Genomic DNA, 18,580 nt, shown 5'->3' on the forward strand with positions numbered 1-18,580 from the left:
CATGTGGATTAACGGATTCAAACAATCGACGCTGGCCGCCAGCGACCGCGGCCTGCAGTTTGGGGATGGCTGTTTTACTACCGCTGCTGTGCGCGAGGGGAAAATCGTGCTGCTGGAAAGCCACATCCAGCGCCTCAAAGCGGGCTGCGAGCGGTTATGGATTGGCGGCGTCGACTGGGATCAGCTTGAGGCTGAGATGAGTCAGGCCGCGCATGAGCAGGCGCAGGCGGTGCTGAAAGTGATTATCAGCGCGGGCAGCGGCGGACGGGGTTACAGCCGGCGCGGCTGTGGTGAACCCACCCGGGTCGTTTTGCTGGCGCCCTGGCCGCTACACTACGCCGATTTACGGCAGCGGGGAGCTTTACTCCGGCTGAGTCCGATTCGTCTGGCGCGAAACCCGCAGTTTGCCGGTATCAAGCACCTTAACCGGCTGGAACAGGTGATGATTCGGGCTCATCTTGACCAGACAGACGCTGACGAGGCGCTGGTGCTTGACACTGAAGGTTGGGTGGTGGAATGCTGTGCGGCCAATTTATTCTGGCGGCAGGGCGGGCAAATTTTTACGCCTGATATCTCCGCGTCAGGCGTTGATGGCATTATGCGGCGAAGTCTGATGGCGCAACTTGCAGCAGCAGGTCAGGCTTGTCAGGTGATAAAAAGCGAACCGGCACAGCTGCTGGCCGCTGATGAAGTGGTGATATGTAACGCGCTGATGCCGGTTCTGCCGGTCCGACAGATAGAAGCCGTACAGTTTACTGAGCGCTCGCTGTTTAATCAGTTGCACGCAGGCTGTAAAAAGATAATGGATGCATCATGATTCGAAGCAAAAAAATTCTCGTCAGCCTGCTGGCGATTGTGGGTCTCGCGGCTGCGCTGAGTTACTGGCAGGTTAAGCAGTTTGCGGCTACCCCGTTGACCATTAAGCAGGAAACAATCTACACATTGCCAGCCGGTACGGGCCGGGTCGCGCTCCAGGCACAGCTGGAAGAGAAAAACATCATTCCACACAGTATCTGGTTTGGCGCGCTGCTGCGTCTGGAGCCGGAGCTGGCGACCTTTAAAGCGGGCACCTATCGCCTTGAACCGGCCATGACCGTGCGCGCGCTGTTACAGCTGCTGGCCAGTGGTAAAGAGGCGCAGTTCCCTTTACGGTTTGTGGAGGGGCAGCGGCTGAAAGAGTGGCTCAATGAGCTGCGTAAAGCGCCCTATATCCGTCACACTCTGAAAGATGATCAGTTCGCCACGCTTGCCAGCGCACTCAACGTGGAGCCTGAGCAACTGGAGGGCAACTTCTTCCCGGACACGTATCTCTACACCGCCAACACGACCGATATGGCGCTGCTGCAACGCGCGCATGAGCGGATGAAGAAAACCATCGATGAGGTCTGGCAGGGACGGGCGGATAATCTGCCGTACAAAACGCCACAGGATCTGGTGACCCTGGCCTCGATCATTGAGAAAGAGACCGGCGTCAGCGAAGAGCGGGCGCGCGTGGCCTCGGTGTTTATCAATCGCCTGCGCACAGGTATGCGTTTACAAACCGATCCCACGGTGATCTACGGCATGGGTGACAGCTATAACGGTACGCTGACCCGCAAAGATCTTGAGACGGCGAGCGCGTACAATACCTATATCATTAATGGTCTGCCGCCGGGACCGATCGCGATGCCGGGCAAAGCCTCACTGCAGGCAGCGGCCCATCCCGAGAAAACGAACTATCTCTACTTTGTTGCAGACGGCAAGGGCGGACATACGTTTACCACCAACCTCGCCAGCCATAATAAGGCGGTGCAGGTCTACCGGCAGACGCTAAAGGAAAAAAATGAACAGTAAGTTTATCGTCATCGAAGGCCTGGAAGGCGCCGGAAAAACCACCGCACGCGACGCCATCGTCGCTACACTGCGCGCTCGTGGCATTAGTGATCTGGTTTTTACCCGTGAGCCTGGCGGTACGCCGCTGGCAGAACAGCTCAGGGTGTTAGTCAAGCAGGGCATTGAGGGTGAGCAGGTGACGGATAAAGCCGAACTGCTGATGCTCTATGCGGCGCGGGTTCAGCTGGTGGAGACCGTAATCAAACCGGCACTGGCTCGCGGTGCATGGGTAATTGGCGATCGTCACGATCTCTCCTCTCAGGCTTATCAGGGTGGTGGCCGTGGTCTGGACAGCGAACTGATGCAGACGCTGCGAGATGCAGTCCTGGGCGATTTCCGTCCCGATCTGACGCTCTATCTTGATGTCACGCCTGAGATCGGCCTGCAGCGCGCCCGTGCGCGCGGTGAGCTGGATCGCATCGAGCAGGAGTCGCTGCGCTTCTTTGAACGTACCCGTACACGCTATCTGGCGCTGGCCGCAGACGATCCCACTATCCTGACTATCGATGCAACTCAGTCACTGACCGAGGTGACAGCGTCACTTCAGATGGCGCTGGACAGCTGGCTGGCGGAGCAGATGTGATGAACTGGTATCCGTGGCTGAATCAGCCTTATCGCCAGGTGATTGGCCAGCATCAGGAGAATCGCGCGCATCATGCGCTATTGATCCAGGCGATGGCTGGGATGGGCGATGACGCGCTGGTCTGGGGGATGAGCCGCTGGCTGATGTGCCAGCAGCCGGATGGACTGAAAAGTTGTGGAGCGTGCCACGGTTGCCAGCTGATGCAGGCTAACACGCATCCTGACTGGTATCGGTTAGAGGCGGAGAAGGGCAAAAGTACCCTGGGCATCGACGCGGTGCGGCAGGTGACAGAAAAAATGTATCACTTTGGTCAGCAGGGCGGCGCGAAAGTAGTCTGGCTGCCGGATGCCGCGCAGCTTTCGGAAGCGGCGGCCAACGCCCTGCTGAAAACGCTGGAAGAGCCGCCAGCCAACAGTTGGTTCTTCCTCAGCAGTCGCGATCCGTCACGTCTGCTGGCCACGCTGCGCAGTCGCTGTATGACGCTGCATCTGACGCCGCCCGATGAAGGACAAAGTCTGCTCTGGCTGAAAAAGCAGTCCTCGCACGATGAAAAGATGCTGCTGGCGGCGCTACGCCTCAGCGCAGGTGCGCCGGGCGCGGCGCTCAGCCTGCTGGAAAACGGGCCGTGGCAGGCGCGGCAAAAGCTTTGCGATGCGCTGCCCGCGGCATTGCAGCAGGACATCCTGCAACTGCTGCCTGCGCTGAATGCTGACGATGCGGCAGCACGTATCGGCTGGCTGCTCTCTTTACTGCTGGATGCGATGAAATGGCAGCAACATGCAGGTCAGTGGCTGAGTAATATTGACCGTCAGGATGTGGTGCAGTTGCTGGCCGGATACTTTTCAGCCAGCGCGCTCAACAGCAGTACCCTGGCATGGATGCGCTGTCGCGAGCAGTTACTGCATATAGCGTCAGTGAACCGCGAATTATTGCTGACCGATCAGCTTCTGAGCTGGGCGGACAAACAGAAGCCCGCGCAGGTGTGCTAAACCTATCTGAGAGTAATTATGTTTATTGTGGATTCCCATTGCCATCTTGATGGCCTGGACTATGAAAAGAACCATCGTGACCTGGATGATGTGATCGCCAAAGCGGCGGCACGTGATGTGAAATTTATGCTGGCCATCGCCACCACGCTGCCGGGTTTCCATACCCTGAAGAGCCTGGTCGGCGATCGGAAAAATATTGCGCTCTCCTGCGGCGTGCATCCGCTGAATCAGGAAGAGGCCTATGACGTTGAGGCGTTTCGCCAGCTCTCTGCCGATCCTCGGGTCGTCGCGCTCGGTGAAACCGGGCTGGATTATCATTATCAGCCTGAGACAAAAGATCAGCAGCAGCGCTCGTTCCGGGAACATATCCGTACCGGGATTGCACTGAATAAACCGATCATTGTCCACACGCGTGATGCGCGCGAAGATACGCTGGCGATTCTGCGCGAAGAGCAGGTGGAACGCTGTGGCGGTGTGCTGCACTGTTTCACTGAGGATCAGCCCACCGCAGCTAAGCTGCTCGATATGGGCTTTTATATCTCCTTTTCCGGTATCGTCACGTTCCGTAATGCAGAACAGTTACGCGAAGCGGCGCGTTATGTGCCGCTGGACCGGATGCTGGTCGAAACGGATTCACCTTATCTGGCGCCAGTGCCGTATCGTGGTAAAGAGAATCAGCCTGCTTACACACGCGATGTTGCCGATTACCTGGCGGTACTGAAAGGGGTCGATGTGGAAACGCTGGCCGCCGCTACCACGCAAAACTTCTCAACGCTGTTCCATATCCCGATGAGCCAGCTTGGCGCGTGATCGGCTTTTATTTCAGCCTCTGTAATTAATCTGTAACCTGCCTGCATGACCCTGTTTTTTCAGACAGGGTCAGCTTTTTATCGTCAATTACCGATGCGCTTCAGTGAGAAATTTCGTAAAGTGCGCCTCTGTAATTGTCGAAACGTGATAGCCATCAAAGTAACAAAACGGGATTTATTTTACCCTTCGTAATAAATCAAAAGGCGGTCACCGCCAGCCCGGCAAAGAATCCTCCCTCTTTGCCACGCGCACTGCGCAAATATGCACTCATACTCAGGAGCTTCACGCTATGTTCAAAAATGCTTTTGCCAACCTTCAAAAGGTCGGTAAATCGCTGATGCTGCCGGTATCGGTTCTGCCGATTGCCGGTATTTTGTTAGGGGTCGGTTCAGCCAATTTCAGCTGGTTACCTGCAGTGGTTTCGCATGTAATGGCAGAAGCGGGTGGATCGGTGTTCGCCAACATGCCGCTGATTTTTGCTATCGGTGTGGCGCTGGGCTTTACCAATAACGATGGCGTTTCGGCGCTGGCAGCAGTGGTTGCCTATGGCATCATGGTGAAAACCCTGGCGGTGGTTGCGCCGCTGGTACTGCATATGCCTGCGGCAGAGATTGAGGCTAAACACCTCGCCGACACCGGGGTTCTGGGCGGCATTATCGCGGGCTCCATCGCCGCTTACATGTTTAACCGCTTTTATCGCATTAAGCTGCCGGAATATCTGGGCTTCTTTGCAGGTAAACGCTTTGTGCCGATTATTTCCGGTCTGGCAGCTATCATTCTCGGCGTGCTGCTCTCCTTTATCTGGCCACCGATAGGTTCTGCGATTCAGGAGTTCTCACAGTGGGCTGCCTATCAGAACCCGGTTGTCGCCTTTGGTATTTATGGCGTAATCGAACGTGCGTTAGTGCCGTTTGGTCTGCATCACATCTGGAACGTTCCTTTCCAGATGCAGATTGGTGAATACACCAATGCGGCAGGTCAGGTGTTCCACGGTGATATCCCACGCTATATGGCGGGTGACCCGACCGCAGGTAAACTTTCTGGCGGCTTCCTGTTCAAAATGTACGGTCTGCCAGCGGCAGCGATTGCTATCTGGCATTCAGCGAAGCCTGAAAATCGCGCTAAAGTGGGCGGTATAATGATCTCCGCCGCACTGACCGCATTCCTGACCGGTATCACCGAACCGATTGAATTCTCATTCATGTTCGTGGCACCGATCCTGTATGTGATCCATGCGCTGCTGGCGGGTCTGGCATTCCCAATCTGTATCCTGCTTGGGATGCGTGATGGCACCAGCTTCTCACACGGTCTGATCGACTTTATCGTACTGAGCGGCAACAGCAGCAAAATCTGGCTGTTCCCGATTGTTGGTATCATCTATGGTCTGGTTTACTACACCGTGTTCCGTGTACTGATCGCGAAGCTGGATCTGAAAACGCCTGGCCGTGAAGAGAGCAGCAGCAGTGAGCAATCTACCGCGACCGGTACCGAGATGGCGGGCAAGCTGGTGGCGGCGTTTGGTGGTAAAGAGAACATCACTAACCTGGATGCCTGTATCACTCGTTTACGCGTCAGCGTCGCCGATGTGGCGAAAGTGGATCAGACTGAACTTAAAAACCTCGGCGCCCGTGGCGTAGTGGTTGCCGGTTCCGGCGTTCAGGCAATTTTCGGGACTAAATCCGATAACCTGAAAACCGATATGGATGATTACATCCGCAGCATGTAATGATTCAGCGATATGAAAAAGCCCCGCTTAGCGGGGCTTTTTTTTGGCATGTGTTACAGGTAAACGCGCAGATACTCAGTCAGGCAGAGCAGGGCCATTGCCTGACCATAGGGCATCGAGGTGAGAGGAACCGTGCGGTAGTAGTCCAGATCACTGCCCATCGCGGTACCAAAGGAAACCTGTTTCAGCTCGCCATCGTCATCGATATTCGCAATCACGCCGCGCAACGCTTTTTCCGCTACCTCACGGTACTCAGCAGGGAGATAGCGCTTGCGAACCCCTTTCAGAATGCCATAGGCAAATCCTGCCGTGGCGGAGGCTTCCGGGTAGCTGTCTGGATCATCGAGCAGGGTATGCCACAAGCCGCTGCTGTGCTGACAGGCCTTTAACGCTTTGACCTGTGTCTCCAGCACCTGCTGCAGGAAGCGGCGGGTAGCGTGATGCTCAGGCCAGTTCATCATCTCCAGGAAGTCAGGAATCACAATCGTTACCCAGCTGTTGCCACGAGCCCAGCGTGCATCAGCAAAGTTATGGCGGCCATCGAAGTTCCAGCCGTGGAACCATAAGCCGGTTTCGCGATCCATCAGATACTGGGTGTGCAGCAGGAACTGATAGCTCGCTTCTTCCACCCACTCGTCGCGTTTCAGCAACTGGCCGATTTTGGCCAGCGCCATTACGCTCATCATCAGCGTATCGTCCCAGAGCTGCTGTGTGTTTTCATTGTTATAGACGATGTGCTGCAGGCCGCCCTGTTCGGTGCGCGGCATTTCATACATGACCCACTCAGCCCAGCGCTCAAGCACCGGCACCCAGGCCGGGTTACCGGTCTCTTCATAACGGTAAGCCAGCGTCAGAAAAGGACAAACGGTATTCACATTTTTGGTCGGCGTTCCTTCCGCCAGACGCTCAGTGAACCACTCATCAATGATCGCCAGCGTCTGCTGATCGCCGGTTTGCTGATAGTAGTGCAACATGCCATACAGACCGATGCCATGTGTCCATTCCCAACCCGCCCAGCCTTTGGTATCAATCACCCGGCCATCGTCCAGCCGTAATAAAAATTCGCCTGTTTCATCGGTGATGTTAACCAGATTTTGTGTCAGCTTTTGAATCAGCTGTACCAGTTCGCTGCGTGGCAGCAGATGCTCAGGTTGGCACAATAATTTGCTGTGTTTAACGGGAAATACAGTCATGGTTTATTCCTGTCGTTTTAAGGTCGGGTTTATAGAAGGGTGTAAAGAGGGGTGCGCGGACAATTTTTCCGGCGCTGGCTTATTACGGTTAAGAAAGCCAATGTTATTGTTGCCCCACAGATTTTCGTAAGGCATGCCTGCCAGCGTTTCAACTACCCCACGTGCTTCCGGGGTGATGCTTTCCGGCACGATGCGGTCCGCTTCGCGCATTTTCAGCGTCTCCTGGCGCAGGACAGTATGGGTCTGCAGATTAAGTTTAAAGCGCAGCGACACAATAAAGCCGCAGGCCAGAACGGCCACTGTACCGATACTCAGGATCGCCAGGATAGTGTGGCTGACGCCGGGTAGCTGGGTCGCCTGGCCAGAGACAAAACCAGAGAGCTGCAGCACGATACCGACCAGCATGACGGCACCAGCCTGCGACGCTTTACGTGTCAGGGTCATAATGCCGGCAAAAATGCCTTCACGGCGCTGACCGGTGATGGCCTCATCGACATCTGCGATATAGGTATAAGTGTTCCATGGCACATAATTAATGCCGCCACGTCCCAGGCCTGCCAGGGCAGAGATCGCTAACAGCAGGGACATGTTGTCGTTCATGCCGGCATACCACAATCCGGCATAGGAGAGCGACGCCAGGCCAAACAGGATAGCCACCAGACGGTAGGCAGGTGCAGGCCCCATGCGGATACAGAGCGGGATCATCGCCATCACGGCAATAAACTGCAGCACTGCCATGGTGCCCATCAGACTGGAGGCAACCTGGGCACTCTGCATCAGCACAAAGACCACATACCAGGTAAAGACGGCATTAAAAACATCCTGGGCGATGTAGCCGCCGAGGTACATGCCAAGGTGCTGGCGGAAGATGCGAATACGTAAAGTTGAGGCCAGCTCAACGTACAGCCGTTTAAGATTCTGCATCAGCGTCAGCTGCTGTTTTTCCTGTTCAGCACGCCGCGACTCGGCAGAGAAATCATCCGGGTGACGCTCCCAGGTAAAGCACCACACCAGCGTCAGCACCAGCGCGCAGATTACCGAGAACACCAGGCTGGCGTAGAAGAAGGAGAGAGGATTATCTTTGCCCAGCATACCCAGCAAAATACCGGGTAAAAAGGCGGCCAGAATGGCCGATAGCTGAGCCAGGCCGATGCGGGCACCGGAGAAGCGGGTTTTTTGTTTGAAATCGTCGGTCATTTCCGGCACCAGCGTTTCATACGGCACCAGGATCATGGTGTAGACGATATCAAACAGCAGGTAAGTGCAGAGATACCACCAGAAACTCATGTCGCTGACCCACATCAGGCTATAACTGAATACACAGGGTATGCCGAGCAGGATAAAGAATTTGCGGCGGCCAAAGCGTTTGCCCAGCCAGGTCGAACCGAAGTTATCGGTCAGAAAGCCCATCAGCGGACTGACTATCGCATCCAGCACGCGGGCAGCGGCAAAGATCAGCGTAGCCTGAATCGGGGTTAACCCACAAAAGGTGGTGTAAAAATAGAGCAACCAGGCGGCGGTCAGCGCCGTGGTACCTGCTCCAAGAAAATCTCCGGAACCGTAGGCCAGATAGTGGCCAAGACCAATTTTACGTGAGCGCATGTCTGATGCTCCTTGATGTTTATGGCGGTTTATCCCTGGTGACGCCGGTCATCTCACCCGGACTGGTTAGCAAAGTAGAACTGACGGGGCGGCTAAACCTTCGCAATTTGGCAAGTGCTGGCGCTGAAGTGGCAGTCATACAAAGAAAAGGGTGGCGAAATTCTAATTTATAAAACAGCGTTTCATTTTATGGTGTGGCAGCGGCGTTGCCGGCATTCTGAACAGGGTGCGGGTCACGGAGAGAGGGTGCTGCTGCAAAGGCAGGCGAACAATGCAAGAAAAGTGGTCCTGAGGTTGAAAGAAAACAAATTTCTCCCGCATACTGATTGATTAAGACTCAGGCTAAAGCTAAAGGAATTGCACCATGGCAGAAGAAACCATTTTTAGTAAAATTATCCGCCGCGAAATCCCCGCTGATGTGGTTTATCAGGATGAGCTGGTCACTGCCTTTCGCGACATTTCGCCCAAAGCCCCGACCCATATTTTAATCGTGCCGAATGTGCTGATCCCAACGGTCAACGAGGCGGAAGCGGCGCATGAGCATGCGCTGGGACGTATGTTTACTACCGCGGCGAAAATCGCGCGTCAGGAAGGTATCGATCAAAATGGTTATCGGCTGATTGTGAACTGCAATCAACATGGTGGTCAGGAGGTCTATCACATCCATATGCATCTGCTGGGCGGCGAACCGCTAGGCCCGATGCTCTCTGACTGACCTGATAACGGAAAAATGCTATGCGATCCTGGCTGACTGGCCTGCCGATCCTGCTCTGCCTGACGGCCTGCAGCAGTGAAAAACCGATGATCAATACGTCACAGTCGCTGGTGATGGAGTCCTCTGTGTTGTCGGCAGGGATCATTACCGATGAACCGACGCTGGATGAGAACGATGGACTGAAGCGTGCCACCAGCGTGCTCTATAATCAGCGCGAAACACCGGTTGTTGTGCACTATCGTTACTACTGGTATGACGACAAAGGGCTGGAAATCACCCCGCAGGAACCGGCGCAGACCGTTACCGTTCCGGCGCAGGGCAGCATTGTCGCCACCTCGCAGCTGGGTAACCTGACTGCCAGCAAGGTTCGTCTTTATCTCTATCTTTAAGGATTTTCTACGTGATACGCAGTGTTAATCGTACCGGAGCGCTCCTGATGGCGCTCATTCTGACCGGCTGTGTGGTGAAACAGCAGCAGCCTGCCCCGGTTGAACCGACTAAACCTGTGGAGCCGGTGCAGCCCGTTCCACAACCTGAACCGGTGCCGCAACCACAGCCAGTGCCGCAACCACCGAAACTGGTCACTATCAACTGGGATGCCAGCGTTCAGCCGCTGGTGGCGCAGATGTTACAGGCCGCCAGCGCCGAGCCGGGCAGCGTGTTGCTGGTAGACCGCATCAAAAACAGTACCAATGGCGCGCTGCAAAGCGAAAAAGCGACAGCGGCTATCCAGAATGCGCTGAACAACAACGGCAAATTCACGCTGGTTTCTGCCGATCAACTGGCGCAGGCTAAGCAGACGCTGGGATTATCGCCGGATGACAGCCTGAACTCGCGCAGTAAAGCGATTGGCCTGGCGCGTAACGTTAATGCTCAGTATGTGCTTTACAGCAACGCGCGAGGCGATGTCAAAGCGCCGACGCTGCAGATGCAGCTGATGCTGGTTCAGACAGGCGAGATCATCTGGTCCGGCAACGGCATTGCACAGAATTAATTCCGTCTTTCAGCGGGTAATTCAGCAGGTTACCGGCGAGCCAGATAAGGTATCAACTATCCCGCTGGCCGGTCTGACCGGGCACAGCCAGAAGATTGTCAGCCCGCGCGGAACCTTTATCGCGCGGGCGGCACCGCAACCGACTATTCCGTTTGTGGATCGGCAGCGCGAATTCCGTCTGTTACGCAAATTGCAAGACAGCGGACTGGCACCGCAGCCCGTGGCAGGGCATCGTCAGGGGATTATCCTGACCTGGTGCGCAGGCGAAGCGCTGGATGAACACTGCTTCAGCCAGCAGCGTCCACAGATCGTGGCACTCCTGCGGCAGCTACATCAGCAGCCGCTGACCGGCTATCGTCTGCAGTTGTTGCCGCTGTTATGGCGCTACTGGCAGCTCACGCCACAGCGGCATCACCGCTGGTTGCGGGCGCTCAGGCGTCTGACGCAGCAGGGTGAACCCCAGCCGCTGAGGCTGGCTCCGCTGCACATGGATCTGCATGCCGGCAATGTCATACAAGGTCCCGAAGGTCTGCGTCTGATCGACTGGGAGTATGCCGCCGATGGCGACGTGGCGCTGGAGCTGGCGGCTGTCTGTGCCAGCGATCCGCAGCACCATGCTGACTGGCTGGCAGAGTACGCCGCAGCGATGCAACTGCCTCTTCCCGCGCTGGTGCAGCAGGTCAGACGCTGGCAACCCTGGCTGCGTCTGCTGATGGCCAGCTGGTATCAGCTGCGTGCCGGTCAGGGTGACGACGAAACATTACACCAGCTGGCCCGACAGAGCTGGGAACAGATTTAATCGCGTTACGCAGGTGCGTTTCGCTACAGGATTCAGGTTATGAGATCAGATTTACCCGGCCCTCTGATGCTCGACGTCGAGGGTTATGAACTGGATGGCGAAGAACGCGACATCCTGCAGCATCCGCTGGTGGGCGGCTTAATTTTATTTGCCCGAAACTATCACGACCCGGCTCAGCTGGCAGAGCTGGTGCGACAGATCCGCGCCGCCTCTCACACCCGGCTGGTGGTGGCGGTGGATCAGGAGGGCGGTCGCGTGCAGCGTTTCCGTGACGGCTTTACCCAACTGCCTGCCATGCAATCCTTTGCGGCACTTCACGATGCAGAAACCGCTGGCGAAATGGCGCAGCAGGCGGGCTGGCAGATGGCGGCCGAGATGATTGCCATGGATATCGACATCAGCTTCGCGCCGGTACTCGATATTGGTCATATCAGCGCCGCGATTGGCGATCGTTCTTTCCATGCCGATCCGGCGATTGCTCTGGCTGTTGCCCGCCGCTTTATTGCGGGGATGCACGAGGCGGGCATGAAGACGACCGGCAAACATTTCCCGGGACATGGCGCGGTCAGCGCTGATTCGCATAAAGAGACGCCACGCGATCCACGCGATGAAAAAACGCTGCGTGAGCACGACATGGCGATTTTCAGCAAGCTGATTACCGAGCAGGCACTGGATGCGATTATGCCTGCACATGTCATCTACACCGACGTTGATCCGCTGCCCGCCAGTGGTTCGCCCTACTGGCTTAAAACTGTGCTGCGCGAACAGTTGGGTTTCGACGGCGTGATTTTCTCCGACGATCTCTCAATGGAGGGCGCCGCTGTAATGGGCAGCTATCCTGAGCGCGCGCAGCAATCCCTTTCTGCCGGTTGTGACATGATTCTGGTCTGCAATCAGCGGCAGGGTGCTATCAGTGTGCTGGATAACCTGATCCTGGTCGGGTCAGAGCGGATTACGCAGCTGTATCATCAGGGCAGGTTTACCCGCGATGAACTGCAGGCTACACATCGCTGGAAAAATAATGCCCAGCAACTGAGTGCACTTCAGGAACGCTGGCTGGCTCACAAAGCGTCGTGGTAGGCAGTGACTGCCCGGCGCTATCACTAACCTGAGGATTATCATGATCATCTATCTGCACGGTTTTGATTCCAGTAGTCCGGGCAATCACGAAAAGGTGCTGCAACTGCAATTTATCGATCCAGACGTCAGGTTGATCAGTTACAGCACCCGTCATCCTAAACATGACATGCAATTTCTGCTGAAAGAGACCGATAAAATGCTGACGCTGTCCGACGACGACCGCCCGCTGATTTGTGGCGTCGGGCTGGGCGGTTTCTGGTCAGAGCGCATCGGTTTTCTGTGCGGTATCCGGCAGGCGATCTTCAATCCCAACCTCTTTCCGCAGGAGAATATGGAGGGGAAGATCGACCGGCCAGAAGAGTACCAGGACATCGCCACGAAATGCGTCAGCGATTTTCGCGAACGCAATCGTGACCGCTGTCTGACTTTTCTCTCCCGTCAGGATGAGGCACTGGACAGCCAGCGCACCGCCGACCAGCTGCATCCCTTCTATGAAATCGTCTGGGACGAGACTGAGGGGCATAAGTTCAAAAATATATCCCCACATCTTCAGCGGATAAAAGCTTTCAAAACATCAGGTTAAGCCGGACAGGCACCGCAAGGTGCCTGTTTTCATTACGTAATTATCCGAGTTTTATTACCCCGCTTTGATGTATATCAATATTCTTATGTTCTCCTCTTCCCGCCATGTTATTCTGCCAGCAGATTGCGATTTTAACTTCGCCAACCCTATGTTTCTTAAGGTTTAATTTAACCTTTGGTTAACTTTTGGTTCACAATTTGAGGGGGTCTTTGTTGACTACGTCTGTTAAGAGAATTGTTATTGTTGGAGGGGGAGCGGGCGGCCTGGAAATGGCAACGCAGCTGGGCCATAAACTGGGTCGTAAAAAGAAGGCCGAGATTATCCTGGTGGACCGTAACCACAGCCATCTGTGGAAACCGCTGCTGCACGAAGTCGCTACCGGTTCGATGGATGAAGGGATTGATGCGCTGAGCTATCTTGCTCATGCCCGCAATCACGGTTTTGAGTTCCAGCTCGGTTCGCTCACCGACATCGATCGCAGCCGCAAAGTAATCCGTCTGGCAGAAGTGCTGAATGCACAGGGTGAAGTGCTGGTGCCACAGCGTGAAGTGGCCTACGACCAGCTGGTAATGGCGCTGGGCAGCACCTCAAACGATTTCGGCACGCCGGGCGTCAAAGATCACTGTATCTTCCTGGATAACCCGCATCAGGCGCGTCGTTTCCATAATGAGATGCTTAACCTGTTCCTGAAATTCTCCGCCAGCGAAGGCAGGGTCGAAAAAGTCAACATCGCCATCGTGGGTGGCGGCGCAACGGGCGTTGAGCTGTCAGCGGAGCTGCATAATGCGGTCAAACAGCTGCACAGCTACGGATTTAAAGGTTTGGGACGCGAAGCGCTGAACGTGACGCTGGTCGAAGCGGGCGAACGTATTCTGCCTGCACTGCCACCGCGCATCTCAGCTGCGGCACATCAGGAGCTGACCAAACTGGGCGTGCGCGTTCTGACGCAGACCATGGTCACCAGCGCTGAGCAGAATGGCCTGAATACCAAAGGCGGTGAGTTTATTGAAGCCGATCTGATGGTCTGGGCGGCGGGCATTAAAGCGCCGGACTTCCTGAAAGAGATTGGCGGACTGGAAACCAACCGCATCAATCAGCTGGTGGTAAAGGAGACGCTGCAGACCACGCTGGATGATGACATCTACGCGATTGGCGACTGCGCCTCCTGTGCCTTGCCGGGCGGCGGATTTGTACCACCGCGCGCCCAGTCAGCGCACCAGATGGCCTCACGCGCCATGGACAATATCCTTGCTCAGCGCCAGGGCAAACCGCTGAAGGCTTATGTCTACAAAGATCATGGCTCGCTGGTGTCGCTCTCCCGCTTCAGTACGGTCGGCAGCCTGATGGGCAACCTGATGCGCGGTTCAATGATGGTAGAAGGGCGCATAGCGCGCTTTGTCTACATCTCTCTCTATCGTATGCACCAGATAGCACTCCATGGCTATTTTAAAACCGGCCTGATGATGCTGGTCGGCAGTATTAACCGGGTTATTCGTCCCCGGCTGAAGCTGCACTAAGCAACAGCAATAACGCTGGCTAATTAATGCTAAGCCTCCTCGATTCTGAGGGGGCTTTTTTATGCCCTTGAGGGGCACACATTAAGACAAATTAAACTTCAGTTTCCTGTATGATGATTAATAAGAAATCCCGGACTTAATGCCGGGATTTTTCTTTACAGGTCAGTCAATTATCCTTCATTCGCCAGCCGGATGATCAACTGTCCCGGCCCGGTGATCACCTCGATCTTCTGCCCGGTCGTAAATCCCAGCGCTTCCAGCCAGCGGCCTTTAATGGTGAGCTGCGGCAGTGGGTTCGGCTGGCCCCTATTAGGCCGGTATCCCACTCTGTAATAATGTGCTCGCGATTCACCAGCGGCGGTTGTGGACGTGCGGGTCCCTGACTTATGATGCGTGTCAGCTATAATTAACTCCCAATCAGTTAGTTGTGGTCAGCGGGCTATTGGTGTTCCACCACCTTCAGCCCGCGCTAAAAAATCTCTCGTTATGTGCTTCCTGTTCCGTTTTTACCTGTTTAAATATACACCTCCTGCCACGTAAACTCGCTGAAAGCTGAGTAATAAATTGCGAGCTATCTCTGAAAACCAGATAGTTTTTCTCCGGTCTGGCTTTCGTTCATTTTTTCTTCGCAGTCAGCTTGAGGGTGACGCTTTTTGGGAAAATACAGGTGTTATTTTTCCGAATGCTTTCATTTATTCAGAGGGGTTTAAATAGAACTGTAACTTAGTCTTTTAATGGGTTGTGGGTATATAGGTCAGTTAATAATCTGCGTTAATGGATTGTATAAGGCAGGATAATTTTCTGGATGTATGTGCCGAAATGGTTTCCAGGGATTTTTGCTTTTTTATGGCAACTCGGTCTTGATACCTCTAATTCTTTTTGGTCTAATAATGCCATTAAGGATTGATTGGTAATTAACCGCGAGAATGATTCCTGTGGTTAAATTCTTTACTTAACCTAAATTAAATGGCCGAAGTTCCATTTAATAAGGCTGGCGTTTAAGTTTCACATTGACTCAGGCCAGCCTGATTTAAAAAATCCGGGTATGAATAGATGCTCTCCGACCGATCTGAACATCAGGCGCGGAGCGCTACATGAAATTCCTGTCCGATACAGATGGATTGATAAAAACTCTATCCTATCCGTCGGGTATGGGTGATTCAGGGAATGAAGTCCTGCGATTAGCGCAGGGAAATAATGTTAGATTATGAAAAGGAATTAATTACATGACCTCTAAAATGACGATGCTGGCATTACTGTGTGGCGGTCTGCTCGTGGGCAGCAATGCGCTGGCTGATAATCACACTGTCTCGATCGGCTATGCTCAAAGCAAAGTTGATGACTTCAAAAACATTCGTGGTGTCAATGTTCAGTATCGCTATGAGTGGGACTCTCCTCTCAGCGTTATTGGTTCGTTCAGCTATCTAAAAGGCGATCAAAGTTTTTCTGAGCGAGAAGATTTTTATGGCGATGTCAGCGGATATGATGGAAAAACCAAAGTGAAATATTACTCACTGATGGCAGGTCCTGCATATCGCATCAATGACTACATCAGCTTCTATGGATTAATTGGTGTTGCCCATACCAAAGTGGATGAGAACGTGACTTATCCCGGAGTCTACTCCGAAGAATATAGCGAAAATAAAACCTCTTTTGCCTATGGCGCTGGCGTTGTCGTGAATCCTATCAGCAACCTCTCTGTGAGTGTTGGCTATGAAGGTACTCGCGTAAAATATAACGAAGATGTTGCCATCAATGGTTTTAACATCGGCATCGGATACCGTTTCTGATTCAACGCTAAAAACCGCAACCCTGGTCATCTGGTCAGGGTTGTTTTTTTGCACTCTGGAAAGGACCGTTTTTTATAAAGGTCGAATCAGGCAGTTCTTCGATACATTTAAATTAGTACCTGATCCTGTCTGACCAAAGACGTCGATCTTCTGAATTAACCGGTTTGAATTTTGTTAAAACAAAGAAAAACAATTACAGCTTCAGGGGGCGAGAATGTTATGCATTAAATGTCAGGAAGCAGAAGAGAATAAATAATCAGGCTTTTGTGATAATTGTGAAAAAAAGAAGAGGGCAGGATTAATGGCTTATTATATCTGCCAGCTTTAGGCTTGATTATTGGTTTTTTTACGATGCTGTATAATGATTTTTGTATTGTTTCGTTGATTGCCAACACTTATCAGAAACAAGGTGTGGTTAATAGTTTTAGTGTTTTATTATTAGCGCTGTCCATTATTAATGCTCCCGTAACAGTGCTGGCTTGCTGGTTCTTCTTTAGGAAGAAAGTAAAAACCAGATACGTGATGATAACGTACTATTTATACGGTCTTATCTTTGCGAGTTTTTGCACGCTTTATCCTGCTTTGGTTTTTCACGTAAACCTTACGCAGCCTGCTATCAATATTCTGGCTCGGGCCTTAATCAGTTGTCTGATATGGGTACCATACTTTATTTTTTCCAGCAGGATTAATAAAGTCTTTGTGCATTAATACGGTCAATATTTTTTTGTCACAAAATAAACGATGTGTAACGCAACACCCGCCTCGTTATAGTACCAATAAAATAACCAATTCCAGTCTGTGTCAGTTAAATTAAGGACAATAAACAATGGCGGCAAAAATCATCATCTCCGGATTGATAGCACTATTATTGAGTGGCTGCACGGCAGGTTTCAGACCTTCACTGGATGATTACAAAGGACAGGATGCGGCCCGGATTCGCGTCGCTTCAGAGGGCAATACGGCTCTTCAGTTCTTTGAAAAGCAGGGTTCAGGTTGCTATAAAAAAGTACTGGAACGCCGTATTACTTCTGGCTTTGCCATTCTGGGTATCCCTGTCACAGGGAATAAACGAATAGGTATGCCAGCCTCATCTGATAATAATGGTGCTTTCATCAATGAGTTCACCCTGAAGCCGGGACAAATGATTCGGGTCATCCACTACTGGACTAAGACTGGGTACTATCAGAACACTCAAAAATCTGCCACTGTTGAATTTATTCCTCAGGCTAACGATGATTACGATATCGTGGTCAGAGGCTCTGAATATTCAGGCGATAGCGTTTCAATCAAAAATCTCACCCCAAACGGCATCGTTGTGGGCTGGGGCGAGGTGAAGGAATGCCCGTCAGAGAGTATTTTTGATTAGTCTCCTTTTTCTTCCTTCCTGAAGCCTGGGTGCTTCAGGAAGGAATATGCCCGATGACGGCATCCAGTGAACATGCTTACAGGTAGCGCTGAAAAGGCCGCTGCCAGAACAGACAGTCAGCGTCTGCATAACGCTTGAGATAAATTTATCCAGTTGATTTAATTAGTTAAATTTTTTTATTAAATCGACACCAGCAACAACTCCCTTCACCTCAGAACTCTCCTAAAAACTGGTCCTGATAGCAAAGTGACCAATTTCCTCCATTTATCTGATGTTGCATTTTCGGTCCATCTGTAAAACTTCATCTCAACAAACACGGCGCGTCGCGCACGCCGGTTATACCTCAGTCAATGAGGATGCTTTAACAGCAGGATTGCGCGGTAACACTTTCAGGAGGAACTTCCTGTGAATAAATCAATGTTAGCGGGTATCGGTATTGGTGTGGCAGCAGCGCTGGGTGTTGCCGCCGTAGCAGGCATGAACGTGTTTGATCGCGGTCCTCAATACGCTCAGGTACTGGCTGCAACGCCAATCAAAGAGAGCATCAGACAGCCACGTCAGGAGTGCCGTAATGTCACACTGACTCACCGTCGGGCCGTACAGGATGAGAACCGTCTTGCTGGCTCTGTATTAGGTGCAGTGGCAGGTGGAGTTCTCGGTCACCAGTTCGGTGGCGGTCGCGGTAAGGATGTCGCGACAGTAGCAGGTGCGTTGGCAGGCGGTTATGCGGGTAATCAGGTCCAGGGCGGACTGCAGGATCGTGATACCTACACCACAACCGAACAGCGCTGTAAAACAGTGTATGACAAACAAGAGAAAAAACTGGGATATGACGTGACCTATAAAATAGGCGATCAGCAGGGTAAAATCCGTATGGAGAACGACCCCGGCACGCGTATTCCACTGGATCGCAATGGTCAGCTGATTCTCAACGGTGACCAGGCGTAATTGGGCAAAGCTT

The 18,580-nt window shown here is 53.1% G+C and carries 20 protein-coding genes; 17 read left to right on the forward strand and 3 right to left on the reverse strand.

Annotation, left to right across the window (positions count from 1 at the left end; genetic code table 11):
- Window position 1: 1 nt before the first annotated feature.
- The 6 genes from pabC to ptsG all read left to right on the forward strand — a co-directional run bounded on the left by pabC (window position 2) and on the right by ptsG (window position 5,980).
- Window positions 2–817: an aminodeoxychorismate lyase gene (pabC, locus tag AC6I8J_RS07095; RefSeq protein WP_161733768.1), complete on the forward strand. Its 816-nt coding sequence runs from the start codon at window positions 2–4 to the stop codon at window positions 815–817.
- Window positions 814–1,833: a cell division protein YceG gene (gene yceG, locus AC6I8J_RS07100; RefSeq protein WP_222924191.1), complete on the forward strand. Its 1,020-nt coding sequence runs from the start codon at window positions 814–816 to the stop codon at window positions 1,831–1,833. Before pabC ends, yceG begins: the two co-directional genes overlap by 4 nt.
- The gene (gene tmk / locus AC6I8J_RS07105; protein ID WP_161733763.1) at window positions 1,823–2,455 is read left to right on the forward strand and encodes a dTMP kinase; all 633 of its coding nucleotides are present in this window, start codon (window positions 1,823–1,825) and stop codon (window positions 2,453–2,455) included. The genes yceG and tmk overlap by 11 nt, the downstream gene beginning before the upstream one ends.
- A complete protein-coding gene (holB, locus tag AC6I8J_RS07110; protein WP_253421590.1) occupies window positions 2,455–3,444 on the forward strand; it encodes a DNA polymerase III subunit delta' in 990 nt (329 codons plus the stop codon). The genes tmk and holB overlap by 1 nt, the downstream gene beginning before the upstream one ends.
- Before the next feature lie 18 nt (window positions 3,445–3,462).
- Window positions 3,463–4,254 (forward strand): metal-dependent hydrolase, encoded by a 792-nt coding sequence (locus AC6I8J_RS07115; RefSeq protein WP_161733759.1) that lies wholly within the window; start codon window positions 3,463–3,465, stop codon window positions 4,252–4,254.
- Window positions 4,255–4,543: 289 nt separating this feature from the next.
- The gene (gene ptsG / locus AC6I8J_RS07120; RefSeq protein ID WP_161733757.1) at window positions 4,544–5,980 is read left to right on the forward strand and encodes a PTS glucose transporter subunit IIBC; all 1,437 of its coding nucleotides are present in this window, start codon (window positions 4,544–4,546) and stop codon (window positions 5,978–5,980) included.
- A 53-nt stretch (window positions 5,981–6,033) separates the two neighbouring features.
- Here the strand turns inward: ptsG and bglB are convergent, their stop codons facing one another.
- Together bglB and AC6I8J_RS07130 are read right to left on the reverse strand one after the other, a co-directional pair.
- A complete protein-coding gene (gene bglB / locus AC6I8J_RS07125) occupies window positions 6,034–7,173 on the reverse strand; it encodes a beta-galactosidase BglB (RefSeq protein WP_253421593.1) in 1,140 nt (379 codons plus the stop codon).
- 3 nt (window positions 7,174–7,176) lie between these two features.
- Window positions 7,177–8,775 carry an MFS transporter gene (locus AC6I8J_RS07130; RefSeq protein WP_161733753.1) on the reverse strand — a complete coding sequence of 533 codons (1,599 nt, stop codon included), beginning with the start codon at window positions 8,773–8,775 and terminating at the stop codon, window positions 7,177–7,179.
- 364 nt (window positions 8,776–9,139) lie between these two features.
- On the opposite strand from AC6I8J_RS07130, the gene hinT reads away from it, so the two are divergent.
- The 7 genes from hinT to AC6I8J_RS07165 all read left to right on the forward strand — a co-directional run bounded on the left by hinT (window position 9,140) and on the right by AC6I8J_RS07165 (window position 14,463).
- The gene (gene hinT / locus AC6I8J_RS07135; protein ID WP_013357465.1) at window positions 9,140–9,490 is read left to right on the forward strand and encodes a purine nucleoside phosphoramidase; all 351 of its coding nucleotides are present in this window, start codon (window positions 9,140–9,142) and stop codon (window positions 9,488–9,490) included.
- A gap of 20 nt (window positions 9,491–9,510) precedes the next feature.
- Window positions 9,511–9,879, forward strand: a complete 369-nt coding sequence (locus AC6I8J_RS07140; protein ID WP_033732268.1) for a YcfL family putative periplasmic lipoprotein — start codon at window positions 9,511–9,513, stop codon at window positions 9,877–9,879.
- Between the two features lie 11 nt (window positions 9,880–9,890).
- Entirely contained in the window at window positions 9,891–10,484 is a 594-nt protein-coding gene (lpoB, locus tag AC6I8J_RS07145) for a penicillin-binding protein activator LpoB (protein WP_480343604.1), read from the forward strand.
- The gene (gene thiK, locus AC6I8J_RS07150; RefSeq protein WP_222924189.1) at window positions 10,471–11,283 is read left to right on the forward strand and encodes a thiamine kinase; all 813 of its coding nucleotides are present in this window, start codon (window positions 10,471–10,473) and stop codon (window positions 11,281–11,283) included. The genes lpoB and thiK overlap by 14 nt, the downstream gene beginning before the upstream one ends.
- Window positions 11,284–11,322: 39 nt before the next feature.
- Window positions 11,323–12,363 (forward strand): beta-N-acetylhexosaminidase, encoded by a 1,041-nt coding sequence (gene nagZ, locus AC6I8J_RS07155; RefSeq protein WP_497825198.1) that lies wholly within the window; start codon window positions 11,323–11,325, stop codon window positions 12,361–12,363.
- 40 nt (window positions 12,364–12,403) lie between these two features.
- Window positions 12,404–12,946 (forward strand): alpha/beta hydrolase YcfP, encoded by a 543-nt coding sequence (gene ycfP / locus AC6I8J_RS07160; RefSeq protein ID WP_222924188.1) that lies wholly within the window; start codon window positions 12,404–12,406, stop codon window positions 12,944–12,946.
- Window positions 12,947–13,158: 212 nt separating this feature from the next.
- Window positions 13,159–14,463 (forward strand): NAD(P)/FAD-dependent oxidoreductase, encoded by a 1,305-nt coding sequence (locus AC6I8J_RS07165; protein ID WP_161733741.1) that lies wholly within the window; start codon window positions 13,159–13,161, stop codon window positions 14,461–14,463.
- A gap of 170 nt (window positions 14,464–14,633) precedes the next feature.
- Here AC6I8J_RS07165 and AC6I8J_RS07170 read toward each other — a convergent pair whose 3' ends face one another.
- On the reverse strand, window positions 14,634–14,867 hold the full coding sequence (locus AC6I8J_RS07170; protein ID WP_222924187.1) for a SymE family type I addiction module toxin: 234 nt from the start codon (window positions 14,865–14,867) through the stop codon (window positions 14,634–14,636).
- An 822-nt stretch (window positions 14,868–15,689) separates the two neighbouring features.
- Between AC6I8J_RS07170 and AC6I8J_RS07175 the strand changes: the two genes are divergently transcribed.
- The 4 genes from AC6I8J_RS07175 (at window position 15,690) to AC6I8J_RS07190 (ending at window position 18,567) form a co-directional block, all read left to right on the forward strand.
- A complete protein-coding gene (locus AC6I8J_RS07175; protein WP_440829404.1) occupies window positions 15,690–16,253 on the forward strand; it encodes an Ail/Lom family outer membrane beta-barrel protein in 564 nt (187 codons plus the stop codon).
- A gap of 297 nt (window positions 16,254–16,550) precedes the next feature.
- On the forward strand, window positions 16,551–16,961 hold the full coding sequence (locus AC6I8J_RS07180) for a DUF2569 family protein (protein ID WP_497825634.1): 411 nt from the start codon (window positions 16,551–16,553) through the stop codon (window positions 16,959–16,961).
- 118 nt (window positions 16,962–17,079) lie between these two features.
- On the forward strand, window positions 17,080–17,619 hold the full coding sequence (locus AC6I8J_RS07185) for a hypothetical protein (protein WP_497825199.1): 540 nt from the start codon (window positions 17,080–17,082) through the stop codon (window positions 17,617–17,619).
- A gap of 405 nt (window positions 17,620–18,024) precedes the next feature.
- Window positions 18,025–18,567, forward strand: coding sequence for a glycine zipper 2TM domain-containing protein (locus tag AC6I8J_RS07190; RefSeq protein WP_033732285.1), 543 nt, complete (start codon window positions 18,025–18,027; stop codon window positions 18,565–18,567).
- Window positions 18,568–18,580 lie beyond the last annotated feature (13 nt).

Source organism: Pantoea sp. X-Soil-ISGK-355 (genome assembly GCF_059730805.1).

Coding starts and splice junctions, on each gene's coding strand:
- pabC (WP_161733768.1), top strand. CDS start 2: ATGTGGATTAACGGATTCAAACAATCGACGCTGGCCGCCAGCGACCGC.
- yceG (WP_222924191.1), top strand. CDS start 814: ATGATTCGAAGCAAAAAAATTCTCGTCAGCCTGCTGGCGATTGTGGGT.
- tmk (WP_161733763.1), top strand. CDS start 1,823: ATGAACAGTAAGTTTATCGTCATCGAAGGCCTGGAAGGCGCCGGAAAA.
- holB (WP_253421590.1), top strand. CDS start 2,455: ATGAACTGGTATCCGTGGCTGAATCAGCCTTATCGCCAGGTGATTGGC.
- AC6I8J_RS07115 (WP_161733759.1), top strand. CDS start 3,463: ATGTTTATTGTGGATTCCCATTGCCATCTTGATGGCCTGGACTATGAA.
- ptsG (WP_161733757.1), top strand. CDS start 4,544: ATGTTCAAAAATGCTTTTGCCAACCTTCAAAAGGTCGGTAAATCGCTG.
- bglB (WP_253421593.1), bottom strand. CDS start 7,173: ATGACTGTATTTCCCGTTAAACACAGCAAATTATTGTGCCAACCTGAG.
- AC6I8J_RS07130 (WP_161733753.1), bottom strand. CDS start 8,775: ATGCGCTCACGTAAAATTGGTCTTGGCCACTATCTGGCCTACGGTTCC.
- hinT (WP_013357465.1), top strand. CDS start 9,140: ATGGCAGAAGAAACCATTTTTAGTAAAATTATCCGCCGCGAAATCCCC.
- AC6I8J_RS07140 (WP_033732268.1), top strand. CDS start 9,511: ATGCGATCCTGGCTGACTGGCCTGCCGATCCTGCTCTGCCTGACGGCC.
- nagZ (WP_497825198.1), top strand. CDS start 11,323: ATGAGATCAGATTTACCCGGCCCTCTGATGCTCGACGTCGAGGGTTAT.
- ycfP (WP_222924188.1), top strand. CDS start 12,404: ATGATCATCTATCTGCACGGTTTTGATTCCAGTAGTCCGGGCAATCAC.
- AC6I8J_RS07175 (WP_440829404.1), top strand. CDS start 15,690: ATGACCTCTAAAATGACGATGCTGGCATTACTGTGTGGCGGTCTGCTC.
- AC6I8J_RS07185 (WP_497825199.1), top strand. CDS start 17,080: ATGGCGGCAAAAATCATCATCTCCGGATTGATAGCACTATTATTGAGT.